Here is a 13,434-nt window from a genome sequence, read left to right on the forward strand (position 1 = left end):
CGCCGGTCAGCTCGCGGCGCGGCCGATGGCGGCGGCCGTCTCCAGCACCGCGCCGACCACCTCGGGGCTCGGCCGGCGGCCGAGCCGCTCGACCGGGCCGGAGATCGAGACCGCGCCCAGGACGGCGCCCGCGGGGTCGCGCACCGGTGCGGACAGCGAGGCGACGCCGGCCTCGCGCTCGGCCACGCTGTGCGCCCACCCGCGCCGGCGGACGTCGAGCAACGTGCGCGCGGTGAAGCTCGCGCTGGGCAGCAGCGGGGTGACCTCCTCGGCGGGCGCGAACGCCAGCAGCGCGTGCGCCGCCGAGCCCGCCGTCATGGGCAGCCGGGCGCCCACCGGGACGGTGTCGCGCAGCCCCGAGGTGCGCTCGGCGGCGGCGACGCACACCCGCGAGCCGCCCTCGCGGACGTAGAACTGCGCGCTCTCGCCGCTCGCGTCGCGCAGGGCGATGAGGTGCCGGCCGGCCACCTGGGCGAGGTCGACGCTGCCGTGGCTGAGCTCGGCCAGCGCCGGGCCGGGCGCCCACGCGCCCGCCGGCGTGCGGCGCAGCAGGCGGTGGCCCTCGAGGGCGACGGCCAGCCGGTGCGCGGTGGCGCGGGGGAGCGCGGCGCGCTCCACGAGGTCGGCGAGGGTGGCCGGCTCGTGCGCCACAGCGCGGAGGATGGCCACTGCTTTGTCCAGCACGGCAACGGGGTTAGGCTGTCCCACACAGCGATACTCTCATCCCACGCAATGGGATGTGCGCTCGGTGGGACCTGGAGGGAACGTGCCGAAGACCCTGGCGGAGAAGGTCTACGACGCCCACGTGGTGCGCAGCACCGCGGGCGAGCCGGACCTGCTCTACATCGACCTGCACCTCGTGCACGAGGTCACCAGCCCCCAGGCGTTCGACGGCCTGCGCGCGGCCGGCCGCCCGGTGCGCCGGCCCGACCTCACCATGGCCACCGAGGACCACAACGTCCCGACGCTCGACGTCCTCGCCCCGATCGCCGACCCGGTGAGCCGGGCGCAGGTCGAGGCGCTGCGCCGCAACGCCGCCGAGTTCGGCATCCGGCTGGCCCCGATGGGCGACCGCGACCAGGGCATCGTGCACGTCATCGGCCCGCAGCTCGGGCTCACCCAGCCCGGCCTGACGATCGTCTGCGGCGACAGCCACACCTCCACCCACGGCGCCTTCGGCGCGCTGGCCTTCGGCATCGGCACCAGCGAGGTCGAGCACGTGTTGGCCACCCAGACGCTGCCGCAGTACCGGCCGAAGCAGATGGCGGTCACCGTCGAGGGCGAGCTGCCCGAGGGCGTCTCGGCGAAGGACGTGATCCTCGCCGTCATCGCGCGGATCGGCACCAACGGCGCCGCCGGGCACGTCATCGAGTACCGCGGCAGCGCCATCCGGGCCCTGTCGATGGAGGCCCGCATGACGATCTGCAACATGTCGATCGAGGCCGGCGCCCGCGCCGGGATGATCGCCCCCGACGAGACGACCTTCGCCTACCTGCAGGGCCGCCCGCACGCCCCGCAGGGCGCCGACTGGGACGCCGCCGTCGAGTACTGGCGGACGCTGCACACCGACGAGGGCGCCGCCTTCGACACCGAGGTCGTCCTCGACGCCGCCGAGCTCGCGCCGTTCGTCACCTGGGGCACCAACCCCGGCCAGGGCCTGCCGATCACCGGGCGGGTGCCCGACCCGGCCGACCTCGCCGACGACAACGAGCGGCGCGCCGCCGAGCAGGCGCTGGCCTACATGGGCCTGACCCCCGGCACGCCGCTGCGCGAGATCGAGGTGGACACCGTCTTCCTCGGCTCCTGCACCAACGGCCGCATCGAGGACCTGCGCACCGCCGCCGAGCTGCTGCGCGGCAGGCGGATCGACGCGAACACCCGGATGCTCGTCGTCCCCGGGTCCATCGGCGTCAAGCAGCAGGCCGAGGCCGAGGGCCTGGACCGGGTGTTCACCGAGGCCGGCGCCGAGTGGCGGGGCGCCGGGTGCTCCATGTGCCTCGGCATGAACCCCGACCAGCTCAAGCCGGGGGAGCGGTCGGCGTCGACCAGCAACCGCAACTTCCAGGGCCGGCAGGGCAAGGGCGGGCGCACCCACCTGGTGTCGCCGTCCGTCGCCGCCGCGACCGCGCTCACCGGGCGGCTGACCGCCCCCGCCGACCTCGAGATGGCTGGAGTCTGAGTCCGATGCAGCCCTTCACCACGCACACCGGCACGGCGGCCCCGCTGCGGCGCAGCGCCGTCGACACCGACCAGATCATCCCGGCCGAGTACCTCAAGCGGATCACCCGCACCGGCTTCGAGGACGGCCTGTTCGTCGCCTGGCGCACCAACGAGCCCGACTTCGTGCTCAACCAACCGCAGTACGCCGACGCGACCGTCCTGGTCGCCGGCCCGGACTTCGGCACCGGCTCATCCCGCGAGCACGCCTGCTGGGCGCTGCTCGACGGCGGGTTCCGCGTGGTCATCAGCTCGCGCTTCGCCGACATCTTCAAGAACAACTCGACCAAGTCGGGGCTGCTCACCGTCGTCCTGCCGCAGGCCGACGTCGAGGCGCTGTGGCAGGCCGTCGAGGCCGACCCGGCCACCCCGGTGACGGTCGACCTGAAGGCGCGGACGGTCTCCTACGGCGACACCACCGTGCCGTTCGAGGTCGACGAGTACACCCGCTGGCGGCTGCTCGAGGGCCTCGACGACGTCGGGCTCACCGAGCGGCACCTCGGCGACATCGAGGCCTTCGAGGACCGCCGCCCCGCGTGGCTGCCGAAGGCGCTCCCGGCGCTCCCCGCCGGGTGACGTCCCCGGCGCCGGCGCCCCCTCAGCGGGGGGCGTCGGCGTCCGGGTCGAACTCGCGGTAGTAGTCGGCGAGCAGCGCGCCCGGCCGCCCGCCGAGCGCCCACACGCTGCCCTTGGCCGCGGGCGGGTGCAGGCGGGTGCCCTCGAAGCGCACCCCGAGACTCGCGAGCACCGACGGGATCGCCCCGCCCTGGCTGCACACCACCCGCACCCCGGGCTCCGGCGACGGCGCGAGCATCGCCTCGACGGCGTCGAGCCCGGCGCGCGGGTCGGCGGCGTACTCCTCCTCCCCGAGGGCGTGCAGCGTGTGCAGCTCCAGCCCGGTGGCGGCGGCGAGCGGCTCCAGCGTCTGCCGGCAGCGCACCCGGTCGGCGGTGTGCAGCTCCCGCGGCGCGAACAGCGGCAGCACCGCGGCGAGCTGCGCGGCCTGCCGCCGGCCCTGGCTCTCCAGCGGCCGCTCCTCGTCGGGGCCGTCCCAGTCGCGGCGGCTGCCGGCCTTGGCGTGGCGCACCAGCAGCAGCGACGGCGCCCGCGGGACGTCCTCGCGCGCGAGGTCGGCCAGCACGGCGCGGTCGTGCGCGTGGGTGACCAGCCGGGAGGCGTCGTCGACCGGCAGCCAGCGCAGCTCGTCGACCTCGTCGTTGGGCGTGAACCCCCCGCCGACGGCCCGCATGAGCCAGTAGTCGACGTGCTTGGGGCCGGCGGCGACCTCGTAGTGCGTGCGCACGCTGCGCCGCCCGGCCACCACCTGCAGCCCCGTCTCCTCGCAGACCTCCCGGACGGCGGCGGTCAGCGCGTTCTCGCCCGCGTCGAGCTTGCCCTTGGGCAGCGACCAGTCGTCGTAGCGCGGCCGGTGGACGACGACGGTCTCGATGGCACCCCCGGTGCCGACCCCGGTGCCGCCGCCGGCCGGGCGCCAGACCACGCCGCCGGCCGCCGCGATCACCGCGCGGGTGCGCTCAGCCGGCATGCTCGGTCACCGCCCGCATCAGGCCGGCCTGGTAGTCGCGCTCGCCGCCGCGGACCCACGCGCCGTCGGGGCCGAGCTCCCAGCAGCGCACGCCCGGCGCCATCGCGGCGTCGAACATGCCCTGCAGCTGCCGCTGCGCGGTGTCGTCGCAGACCCGCAGCAGCACCTCCACCCGCCGGTCGAGGTTGCGGTGCATGAGGTCGGAGCTGCCGATCCACCACTCCTCGTCGCCGCCGTTGACGAAGGCCATCACACGCGAGTGCTCGAGGAAGCGGCCCACGATCGAGCGGGCGCGGACGTTCTCCGACAGCCCGGGCACGCCGGGGCGCAGCGCGCAGATCCCGCGGATGAACAGCTCCACCGGCACCCCGGCCCGCGACGCCTCGTACAGCGCGTCGATGAGCCGCTCGTCGACCAGCGAGTTCACCTTGATCCGGATGCCCGACGGCCGCCCCTCCGCGGCGTGCCGTGCCTCGCGGCGGATCTTCTCCAGCAGCCCGGCGCGGATGCCCTGCGGCGCCACCATGAGCTGCCGGTAGGACGTCTGCCGCGAGTAGCCGGTCAGCACGTTGAACAGGTCGGTGAGGTCGGCGCCCACCCGCGGGTCGGCGGTCAGGATGCCGAGGTCCTCGTACTGGCGCGCCGTCTTCGGGTTGTAGTTGCCCGTCCCGATGTGCACGTAGCGTCGGATGACGCCGTTCTCCCGGCGCACCACCAGCGCCGTCTTGCAGTGCGTCTTGAGCCCCACCAGGCCGTAGACGACGTGGCAGCCGGCGCGCTCCAGCGACCGGGCCCAGGTGATGTTGGCCTCCTCGTCGAAGCGCGCCTTCACCTCCACGAGGACGACGACCTGCTTGCCCGCCTCGGCCGCCTCGATGAGCGCGGTGACGATCGGGGAGTCGCCCGACGTGCGGTACAGCGTCTGCTTGATCGCCAGCACGTGCGGATCGGCGGCGGCCTGCTCGATGAAGCGCTGCACGCTCGTGGCGAACGAGTGGTACGGGTGGTGGACCAGCACGTCGCCCTCGCGCAGCGTCGCGAAGACGCTCTTCGGCGTCTCGCCCTCCGACAGCCGCGGGTGGGTGGCCGGCACGAACGGCTCGTCCTTGAGCTCCGGCCGGTCGAGGCCGTAGAGCGCCCACAGCGAGGCGAGGTCGAGCAGCCCCGGCACGGTGACGACGTCCTCGGGGTTCACCTCGAGCTCGGACACGAGGACCGACAGGATCTGCGGGTCCATCGTCTCGGTGACCTCCAGCCGGACGGCGGGGCCGAAGCGGCGGCGGGCCAGCTCGCGCTCGAGGGCCTGCAGCAGGTCCTCGTCGCGGTCCTCCTCCACCTCGAGGTCGGCGTTGCGGGTGACCCGGAACAGGTGGTGGTCGATCACCTCCAGGCCGGGGAACAGCAGCGCCAGGTGGGCGGCGATGAGGTCCTCGAGCGGCAGGAACGTCGCCTCGTCGTCCGGCCCGACCGGCACGAAGCGCGGCACGTTGTTGGGCACCTTGAGCCGGGCGAAGCGGGGCGCGCCGGTCTCGGGGTCGCGCACCGAGACGGCGAGGTTGAGCGACAGGCCGCTGATGTAGGGGAACGGGTGCGCCGGGTCGACCGCCAGCGGCGTCAGCACCGGGAACACCTGGTCGCGGAAGTACTCGCGCAGCCGCCGGGTCTCGGACTCGGCCAGGTCCCGCCAGTGCACGATCCGGATGCCCTCGGCCTCCAGCCGCGGCGTCACGTCCTGCTCGAAGACGACGGCGTGCCGGTGCACCAGCTCCTGGGTGCGGGCGGTGACCCGGGCCAGCTGCTCGCGGATGGTGAGGCCGTCGGGGGAGCGGACCGTCAGCCCGGTGCTCAGCCGGCGCTTCAGCCCGGCGATGCGGACCATGTAGAACTCGTCGAGGTTGCCCGCGAAGATCGCCAGGAACTTGACCCGCTCGAGCAGCGGCATCGACTCGTCCTCGGCCAGCTCGAGCACCCGCGCGTTGAAGTCCAGCCAGGACAGCTCCCGGTTGAGGAAGCGGTCGGCGGGCAGGGCGGTCGACCCGTCGGCGGGGACGGGGGTCTCCGGCCCGGTCGCCACGGGTGTCGTCTCGGCAGCCACCCGGTCATCGTGCCCCACGCAGGTGAACGGCGAGGGACCGCGCCCGGGGGCCTCAGGCCGCCGGCCGCGGCAGCCGGGGCAGCAGCGCCGCGGTGGCCGGCCCGAGCCCGAGGCCGGTGGCCTCGCGCAGGTCGGCGGGGGTGTCGACGTCGCGGCGCAGCCCCGGCCAGTCGCCGGTGAGCGCCCGCGCGCCCGCGGCGGTGTGGGCGGCGGCCGACCCGCTGCCGAAGTGCGGGTCCAGCGGCACGCCCGAGGCGGTGAGCAGCGTGGTGCCGGTGCCCGCGGCGTCGGCGACGAACCCGCGGGGGACCGCCGCTGCGGCGTCGAGCGCGGCGGCGAGCTCGGCCGGCCGCAGCGCCGGCAGGTCCGACGACAGCGCGGCCACCGCCGCCGCCCCGGTCGCCCGGGCGCCGTGCGCCAGCGCCGGGTTCAGCCCGCGGTCGGGCTCGTCGGCCACGGTGCGGGCGCCGAGGGCGCGCACGGTGGCCGCGGCCCGCTCGTCGTCGGTGACCACCACGACGGCGGCCACCGCGGGGCAGGCGCGCGCGGCGGCGACGGTGTCGGCCAGCAGCGCCAGCACCAGGTCCGCGTGCAGGTCGGGGCGGTCGCCGCGGCCGCCGCCGGTCAGCGGCGCCAGGCGGGTCTTGGCCGCGCCGAGCCGCTTCGCCGGGACGACCAGGGACCACCGCACACCACCCATGTGAGCACACGCGGGCGCCGGGCCCCGGGGCGCGTCGCCGCGAGGGGACCCCGGTGCGACCACCGGCCCCGGCGAGGGTCGATCATGGGCCGGTCGTCACGACCAGCGGAGGGATGCCGGTGACCGAGGACCCGACCCCGGGGACCCCCGCGGTCCCGGGACAGACACGGCCCCGCGCCCTGCACGAGCGCGGGCGGCTGCCGTGGTCGCTGCGCCTGGCCGTCGTCGTCATCTACCCGGTGGCCTCGCTGCTGTTCCGGCTGCGGTACCGGCACGGGGACCGCCTGCCGCGCACCGGGCCGGTGCTGCTCGTGGCCAACCACGTCTCCGTGCTCGACCCGCTGGCCTGCGCGCGGCTGGTCTACGACAACGGGCGCGTGCCGCACTTCCTGGCCAAGGAGGCGGTGTTCAAGGGCCTGGCCGGCACGATCCTGCGCGACGCCGGGCAGATCCCGGTGGCCCGCGGGTCGTCGGAGGCCCGGGGTGCGCTGGCCGCCGCGGCCGCCGACCTCGAGGCCGGCAACGTCGTCGTCATCTACCCCGAGGGGTCGGTCACCCGCGACGACGACTGGTGGCCGATGCAGGCCCGCACCGGCGTCGCCCGGCTGGCCCTGACCACCGACGCCGTCGTGCTCCCGGTGGCGCAGTGGGGCCCGCAGCGGGTGCACGACTACCACAGCAAGAAGCTGCACCTGCGGCTGCGGACGCCCACCGACTACCTGGTCGGCGAGCCGGTCGACCTCACCGCGCTGCGCGAGGAGGTCCGCGCCGGGCGCCCGCTGACGCCCGACCTGCTGCGCGAGGTCACCGACACCATCATGGGCCGGGTGCGCGATCTCCTGGCCGACGTCCGCGGCGAGACGGCGCCGCCCGGTTTCGCCGCCCGGCCGCGGCGTGCGCTGCCCGGCGACCTGCCGGGGAGCGCCGCGTGAGCGGCACGCGCGCCGCCGTCCTCGGGGCCGGGTCCTGGGGGACGACGTTCGCCAAGGTGCTCGCCGACGCCGGGTGCGCGGTGACCCTGCACGCCCGCCGGCCCGAGCTGGCCGCGGCGATCACCGAGACCGGGGAGAACCCCGACTACCTGCCCGGCGTGCGGCTGCCCGGCGCGCTCACCGCCACGACCGACGCCGGGGTCGCCCTCGACGGCGCCGACGTCGTCGTGCTGGCCGTCCCGTCGCAGTCGCTGCGGGCCAACCTCGGCGAGTGGACGCCGCTGCTGCCGCCCGACGCCACGCTGCTGTCGCTGATGAAGGGCATCGAGCTCGGCAGCACCAAGCGGATGAGCGAGGTGATCGGCGAGGTCACCGGCGCGGGCCCCGAGCGGGTGGCGGCGCTGTCGGGGCCGAACCTGGCGCGCGAGATCGCCGAGGAGCAGCCGGCGGCCACGGTCATCGCCTGCCCCGACGACGACCGCGCGACCGCGCTGCAGGCGGCCTGCCACACGCCCTACTTCCGGCCCTACACCAACCGCGACCTCGTCGGCTGCGAGCTCGGCGGCGCGGTGAAGAACGTCATCGCGCTGGCCTGCGGCATCACCGAGGGGATGGGCTTCGGCGACAACACCCGGGCCTCGCTGATCACCCGCGGGCTGGCCGAGACCGCCCGGCTGGGGCTCGCGCTCGGCGCGGAGCTGACGACGTTCGCCGGCCTGGCCGGCCTGGGCGACCTGGTGGCCACCTGCAGCTCGCCGCTGTCGCGCAACCGCACGTTCGGCGAGAAGCTCGGCCGCGGCCTGTCGCTGGAGGAGGTGCAGGCCACCACCCGGCAGACGGCCGAGGGCGTGAAGAGCTGCCGGCCGGTGCTCGACCTCGCCCGCGCGCACGGGGTGGAGATGCCGCTGACGGAGGCGGTCGTGCGGGTCTGCCACGAGGGCGTCCCGGCGGCGCAGATGGTCAAGGAGATCATGAGTCGCGAGGCGAAGCCGGAGTGAGCGGACTGCCTGGCGGATGGGGGGACGGCACCCGGTCGGTGCACGCCGGCGACGGGCCGCCCGAGCCCGGCACGCCGCTGCGCCCCTCGCCGGTGTTCGCCGCGCCGTACCACCTGGGCGACCTGCCGCCCCGCGCCGGAGGCCGCGACGCCTACGCCCGCACCGAGCACCCGACCTTCCGGGCCTTCGAGGACGCAGTGGGCGAGCTGGACGGCGGCCGCTGCCTGTCCTTCGCCACCGGCATGGCCGCGATCTCCGCCGTCGTCCTGGGGCTCGTGTCGGCCGGCGACCGGCTGGTCCTGCCCAGCGACGGCTACTACACGACCCGGCTGCTGGCCCGCGACGAGCTGGAGCGGCTGGGCATCCGCGTCGAGTACGTGCCCACCCTCGGGATCGCCGACGTCGCCGCGCGCGGCGGCCTCGACGGCGCCCGGCTGGTGGTCCTGGAGACGCCGAGCAACCCGGCGCTCGACGTCTGCGACGTCGCCGCCGTCGCCCGGGCCACCCGGGCCGCCGGCGCGCTGCTCGCCGTCGACAACACCACCGCGACCCCGCTCGGCCAGCGGCCACTGGCGCTGGGCGCCGACGTGACGATGGCCGCCGACACCAAGGCGCTCACCGGCCACAGCGACCTGCTGCTCGGCCACGTGAGCACCTCCTCCGACGAGGTGTACGACCGGCTCAAGGGCTGGCGCGACCACACCGGCGCCACCCCGGGCGCGTTCGACGCCTGGCTCGGGCACCGCTCGATGAGCACCCTGGACCTGCGGCTGGCCCGGCAGGGGGAGACCGCGGCGGCGGTGGCGGAGACGCTCGCCGCGCACCCCGCCGTCACCGGCACGCGCTGGCCGTGGCGGGCCGAGGACCCCTCGTACGCGCTGGCGGCCCGGCAGATGCTGCGGCCCAACGGCGTCGTGTCCGCCGAGCTCGCCGACGAGGCGGCGGTCTCCCGGTTCCTCGCCGCCACCCGGCTGTGGGCCGCGGCGACGAGCTTCGGCGGGGTGCACAGCACCGTCGACCGCCGCGCCCAGTGGGGCGGCGACGCCGTCCCCGGGGGCTTCCTGCGGTTCTCCTGCGGCATCGAGGACACCGGCGACGTCGTCGCCGACCTCACCGCGGGGCTCGACGCCGCGTCCGCTGCCTGAGCCGGGCCGGTGATGTGCGGGCGCGGTGCGTTCCGGCGTCCGGATGCGCCCCACACCGCGCGCGCTGTCGCAACACGCGACGACGGTGTGCGCCCACGCCGCATCCACGGGCGACGGATGCGGCGTCAGCGCACACGCTCGCGCCGGTGACGTGCGGTCGCGGCGCGTCCTGGCGCCCGGCCGTACCCCAGGTGCGCATCACCGCCCGGGCCTCCGTGCGGGACGTCAGGCGGCGCGGGCGGCCCGGCGGCGGCGGTGGGCGGCGCGGGCGGTGAGCCACCCGCTGAACGCCAGGTAGTAGACGACGTAGGCGAACGACAGCACGACGACGAACGGGTTCGGGTCGGGCAGCTGCACGACGAGCACCGCGTAGCAGACGAACCACACCGCCGTCAGCAGCATGCTCAGCTGCCACAGCGCCTCGGTCCGCGACGGGTACAGGTAGCGCACCGGCACGAACACCAGCACCGAGCAGACGACGAGCGTGATCGCGACGGCCACCTGCGACAGGTCGAGCACCACGGCGTAGAACGCCACGACGTTCCAGTAGCTCGGGAAGCCGAGGAACGTGTGGTCGTCGGTCTTCGCGTCGACCCGGCAGAACTGGTAGCTCGACGCCAGCAGCGGCAGCGCGGCGAGCACCCAGCCCCCCGGCCCGTGCGGCAGGGCGCCGGTCGTCCAGAGCAGGACGATCGGCGCGAAGACGTAGGTCAGGTAGTCGACGATGTTGTCGAGCAGGGCGCCGTCGAACCAGGGGATCGTCTCCTTGACCCGCGCGCGGCGGGCGAGCATCCCGTCGGTGCCGTCGATGAACAGCGCCGCCAGGCCCACCCAGAGCGCGGCCTCCACCTCGCCCTCGAGCGCGGCGAGGACGAACAGCAGCGCCAGCACCGAGCCGAGCGCGGTGTAGGCGTGCACGGCCGCGCCGGCCAGCCGCAGCCCGCGGGAGTGCGGACGCGCCGGACGGTCCCCGTGCCCCTGGTGCGCCGTCGTCGCCGGAGGTCGGGGGTCCACCGGAGGGGCCACGTTCTCCCGCATCCCGACGAGGTTCCCACACGGCGCGGGCCCCGGCCCCGCGGGAGACGCGGGACGCGCTCGGGCGTCGACTAGGGTCGGCCGCGATGAGCGGGACAGGCAGGGTGCGGGTCGCGGTCGTGTTCGGGGGGCGCAGCGCGGAGCACGCGATCTCCTGCGTCTCGGCGGGGAGCGTGATCGCCGCCCTCGACCCGGAGCGCTACGAGGTGGTGCCCGTCGGCATCGCCCGCGACGGCCGCTGGCTCCTGCCCGACCCGGCGCAGCGGCTCGCGATCACCGACGGGCAGCTGCCCGAGGTCACCGGCGGGACGGCGGTCTCCCTGGTCGGCGACCCCGCCGGGCGCGGGCTCGCGGTCCTGGAGCCGGCGCAGGGGATCGGCGCGGCGCTCACCGAGGTCGACGTCGTCTTCCCGGTCCTGCACGGCGCCTACGGCGAGGACGGCACCATCCAGGGCCTGCTGGAGATGAGCGGCCTGCCCTACGTCGGGTCGGGCGTGTTCGCCAGCGCCGCCTCGATGGACAAGGAGTTCACCAAGAAGCTCCTCGCCGCCGCCGGGCTGCCGCAGGGCGACCACGTCGTCCTCCGCGACGCCGGCGGCGCGCTGTGGGCGCACCCCGACGCGCTCTCCGCCGCCGACCGCGAGCGCCTCGGCCTGCCGGTCTTCGTCAAGCCGTCGCGGGCGGGCTCGAGCATCGGCATCACCCGGGTCACCGACTGGGCGCAGTTCCCCGAGGCGGTGGCCACCGCGGCCGCCGTCGACGGGAAGGTCGTCGTCGAGGCGTCCGTCCCGGGCCGGGAGGTCGAGTGCGGGGTGCTCGCCGGCAGGGACGGCGGCGCCCCCGAGGCGAGCCTGCCGGCCGAGATCCGGCTCAAGCCCGGCACCGACTGGTACGACTTCGACGCCAAGTACCTCGAGGACGCCGTCGAGTTCGACGTGCCGGCCGACCTCACGCCCGAGCAGACCCGCGCGGTCCAGGAGGCCTCCCGCCGCGCCTACCTCGCCATGGACTGCGAGGGGCTGGCGCGCGTCGACTTCTTCCTCGGCACCGGCCCGGACGGCGAGGACCGGCTGGTGGTCAACGAGGTCAACACCATGCCCGGCTTCACCCCGATCTCGATGTTCCCGCGGATGTGGGCGGCCAGTGGGGTGTCCTACCCCGAGCTGGTCGACCGGCTGGTCGCCTCCGCGCTGGCGCGGGCGGGCCGGCCGGCCCCTCGGTGACCCGCGGCCGCCGGGCCGCCCTCTCCGCCGGCCTGCTGCTGGCCGGCCCCCTGGTGGCCGCCTGCACGGCCTCCGAGGCGGAGGGCGTGCGGTCCGAGGCCGTCCCGACGCCGGGCAGCGTCGAGGAGCTCGGCGACCTGGTGCTCGCCCAGGTGCCCTCGGGCCTGCCGCGCATCCCCGACGCCGACCTGCAGCCGCCCGCCGGCGCCAAGACCGTCGACGACGTCGCCACCTACGCCGAGGACCCCGAGCGCGAGCGGGCCGTGCTGCGCGACTACGGCTACCGGCACGGCTGGGAGCGCTTCTGGGGCTCCACCACCGGCCCGCTGACCAGCGTCTTCCTCGACCAGTTCGACGACCCCGCGGGCGCCGGCGCCTACGCCGAGGACCTCGCCGGCAACGACGCCGAGGTGTACGAGGGCGTGCTCCGCCGAGACCCGCCCGGCCTGCCGGCCGGGTGCAGCCTGCTCACCGTGCCGGAGGCCGACCCCGCGACGGGCCTCACCGGCCCGGCCGCCTTCGCCTGGTGCGGTCACGGGGCGTTCAGCGTCGCGGTCACCGCGGTGGCGGGCACCGAGGAGGAGGCCGTCGCCGAGGTCCGCGAGGTGGTGGCCGCCCAGCTCGAGGAGCTGCCGCCGGCCTGAGCCGGGCGGGTCAGCGGGCCGGCAGCGTCTCCGCGACGACCCGGCTCAGCGCGGTCACCGGTGCGCTGTCGACGTCGGGCGGCAGGGTCACCTGCACGTACACGACGCGGTCGACGGCGGTCCACACCGTGGCGTCGGGGTCGGACTGGTCGACGAACCAGGTGACGCCGTTGATGGTGAACAGCCCCTCGCCGGGCACCAGGCCCTCGGGTGCGTCGACGCCGCAGACCAGCACCACCGGCGGCTCGCCCCACGCGGCGGCGTAGGGGGTGTCGGACTGCACCATCCGGCCCGGCTCCTCGAGCAGGTCCAGCGGCAGCGCCCCCATGAGCGCCGGGCAGTTCGCGTCCGCCTCGGGCGTGGCCGGCGGGACCTCGACCGGCAGCACCGGCAGGTCCTCGCGCTGCTGCCCGGTCGTGGGGCCGAGGTCGGCCACCGGGGCGTCGTCCGCCTGCGGGTCGTCGTCGCCCCCGCCGGCCAGGCGGACGACCAGCAGCACCAGCAGGACCGGCACGACGACGGCGGCGGCCAGCAGGGCCAGCCGGCGCAGCGGGTCGGGCGCCGGCTCGCGGGGCGCGTCCTCCCCGGCGGGGGTGTGCTCGCTCAGCGGCTCAGATGTTGACGACGGGGCAGGTCAGCGTGCGGGTGATCCCGTCCACCGACTGCACCCGCGCGACGACCAGCCGGCCGAGGTCGTCGACGCTCTCGGCCTCGGCGCGCACGATGACGTCGTACGGGCCGGTGACGTCCTCGGCCTTGGTCACCCCGGCGATCTCGCTGATCGTGGACGCCACCTGGGCGGCCTTGCCGACCTCGGTCTGGATCAGGATGTAGGCGTGGACCACGGGACGACCTTCCTCGGACGAGTCTGCGGGTGGCTGCCTGCCACCGGCAGGCTG

General features: G+C 75.7%; 14 protein-coding genes. 7 read left to right on the forward strand and 7 right to left on the reverse strand.

What is annotated here, in order from left to right; genetic code table 11:
- Positions 1–6: 6 nt before the first annotated feature.
- On the reverse strand, positions 7–708 hold the full coding sequence (locus WA616_RS18475) for an IclR family transcriptional regulator (RefSeq protein ID WP_336032162.1): 702 nt from the start codon (positions 706–708) through the stop codon (positions 7–9).
- Positions 709–766: 58 nt separating this feature from the next.
- Here WA616_RS18475 and leuC point away from each other — a divergent pair, with 58 nt between their 5' ends.
- Positions 767–2,179, forward strand: coding sequence for a 3-isopropylmalate dehydratase large subunit (gene leuC / locus WA616_RS18480; protein WP_336032165.1), 1,413 nt, complete (start codon positions 767–769; stop codon positions 2,177–2,179).
- 5 nt (positions 2,180–2,184) lie between these two features.
- Positions 2,185–2,793, forward strand: coding sequence for a 3-isopropylmalate dehydratase small subunit (gene leuD / locus WA616_RS18485; protein WP_336032167.1), 609 nt, complete (start codon positions 2,185–2,187; stop codon positions 2,791–2,793).
- A gap of 22 nt (positions 2,794–2,815) precedes the next feature.
- On the opposite strand, the gene WA616_RS18490 is transcribed toward leuD, so the two are convergent.
- The 3 genes from WA616_RS18490 to cofC are packed head-to-tail and all read right to left on the reverse strand — an operon-like array spanning position 2,816 to position 6,549.
- Positions 2,816–3,763, reverse strand: coding sequence for an NUDIX hydrolase (locus tag WA616_RS18490; protein WP_336032168.1), 948 nt, complete (start codon positions 3,761–3,763; stop codon positions 2,816–2,818).
- Positions 3,753–5,858: an RNA degradosome polyphosphate kinase gene (locus WA616_RS18495; protein ID WP_336032170.1), complete on the reverse strand. Its 2,106-nt coding sequence runs from the start codon at positions 5,856–5,858 to the stop codon at positions 3,753–3,755. Before WA616_RS18495 ends, WA616_RS18490 begins: the two co-directional genes overlap by 11 nt.
- A 52-nt stretch (positions 5,859–5,910) precedes the next feature.
- Positions 5,911–6,549 carry a 2-phospho-L-lactate guanylyltransferase gene (gene cofC / locus WA616_RS18500; protein ID WP_442902012.1) on the reverse strand — a complete coding sequence of 213 codons (639 nt, stop codon included), beginning with the start codon at positions 6,547–6,549 and terminating at the stop codon, positions 5,911–5,913.
- A 122-nt stretch (positions 6,550–6,671) separates the two neighbouring features.
- Here cofC and WA616_RS18505 point away from each other — a divergent pair, with 122 nt between their 5' ends.
- From WA616_RS18505 to WA616_RS18515, 3 genes are read left to right on the forward strand one after another with little or no spacing between them, the layout of a single operon-like run.
- Positions 6,672–7,490: a lysophospholipid acyltransferase family protein gene (locus WA616_RS18505; RefSeq protein ID WP_336032173.1), complete on the forward strand. Its 819-nt coding sequence runs from the start codon at positions 6,672–6,674 to the stop codon at positions 7,488–7,490.
- Positions 7,487–8,488, forward strand: a complete 1,002-nt coding sequence (locus WA616_RS18510) for an NAD(P)H-dependent glycerol-3-phosphate dehydrogenase (RefSeq protein ID WP_336032176.1) — start codon at positions 7,487–7,489, stop codon at positions 8,486–8,488. The genes WA616_RS18505 and WA616_RS18510 overlap by 4 nt, the downstream gene beginning before the upstream one ends.
- A complete protein-coding gene (locus WA616_RS18515) occupies positions 8,485–9,633 on the forward strand; it encodes a cystathionine gamma-lyase (RefSeq protein ID WP_336032177.1) in 1,149 nt (382 codons plus the stop codon). Before WA616_RS18510 ends, WA616_RS18515 begins: the two co-directional genes overlap by 4 nt.
- Before the next feature lie 225 nt (positions 9,634–9,858).
- Here WA616_RS18515 and WA616_RS18520 read toward each other — a convergent pair whose 3' ends face one another.
- A complete protein-coding gene (locus WA616_RS18520; protein ID WP_336032179.1) occupies positions 9,859–10,647 on the reverse strand; it encodes a CDP-alcohol phosphatidyltransferase family protein in 789 nt (262 codons plus the stop codon).
- Between the two features lie 107 nt (positions 10,648–10,754).
- On the opposite strand from WA616_RS18520, the gene WA616_RS18525 reads away from it, so the two are divergent.
- Both WA616_RS18525 and WA616_RS18530 read left to right on the forward strand, forming a co-directional pair.
- Entirely contained in the window at positions 10,755–11,891 is a 1,137-nt protein-coding gene (locus WA616_RS18525; protein ID WP_336032180.1) for a D-alanine--D-alanine ligase family protein, read from the forward strand.
- Complete coding sequence (locus tag WA616_RS18530; protein ID WP_336032183.1) at positions 11,888–12,535, forward strand: hypothetical protein; 648 nt, start codon at positions 11,888–11,890, stop codon at positions 12,533–12,535. Before WA616_RS18525 ends, WA616_RS18530 begins: the two co-directional genes overlap by 4 nt.
- 10 nt (positions 12,536–12,545) lie before the next feature.
- Here the strand turns inward: WA616_RS18530 and WA616_RS18535 are convergent, their stop codons facing one another.
- Positions 12,546–13,049 carry a DUF3515 domain-containing protein gene (locus WA616_RS18535; RefSeq protein WP_336032185.1) on the reverse strand — a complete coding sequence of 168 codons (504 nt, stop codon included), beginning with the start codon at positions 13,047–13,049 and terminating at the stop codon, positions 12,546–12,548.
- A gap of 97 nt (positions 13,050–13,146) precedes the next feature.
- The gene (locus WA616_RS18540) at positions 13,147–13,380 is read right to left on the reverse strand and encodes an Lrp/AsnC ligand binding domain-containing protein (protein ID WP_073421789.1); all 234 of its coding nucleotides are present in this window, start codon (positions 13,378–13,380) and stop codon (positions 13,147–13,149) included.
- Positions 13,381–13,434: the final 54 nt, after the last annotated feature.

It is taken from the genome of Geodermatophilus sp. FMUSA9-8 (assembly GCF_037034165.1).
Taxonomy (GTDB): domain Bacteria; phylum Actinomycetota; class Actinomycetes; order Mycobacteriales; family Geodermatophilaceae; genus Geodermatophilus; species Geodermatophilus nigrescens.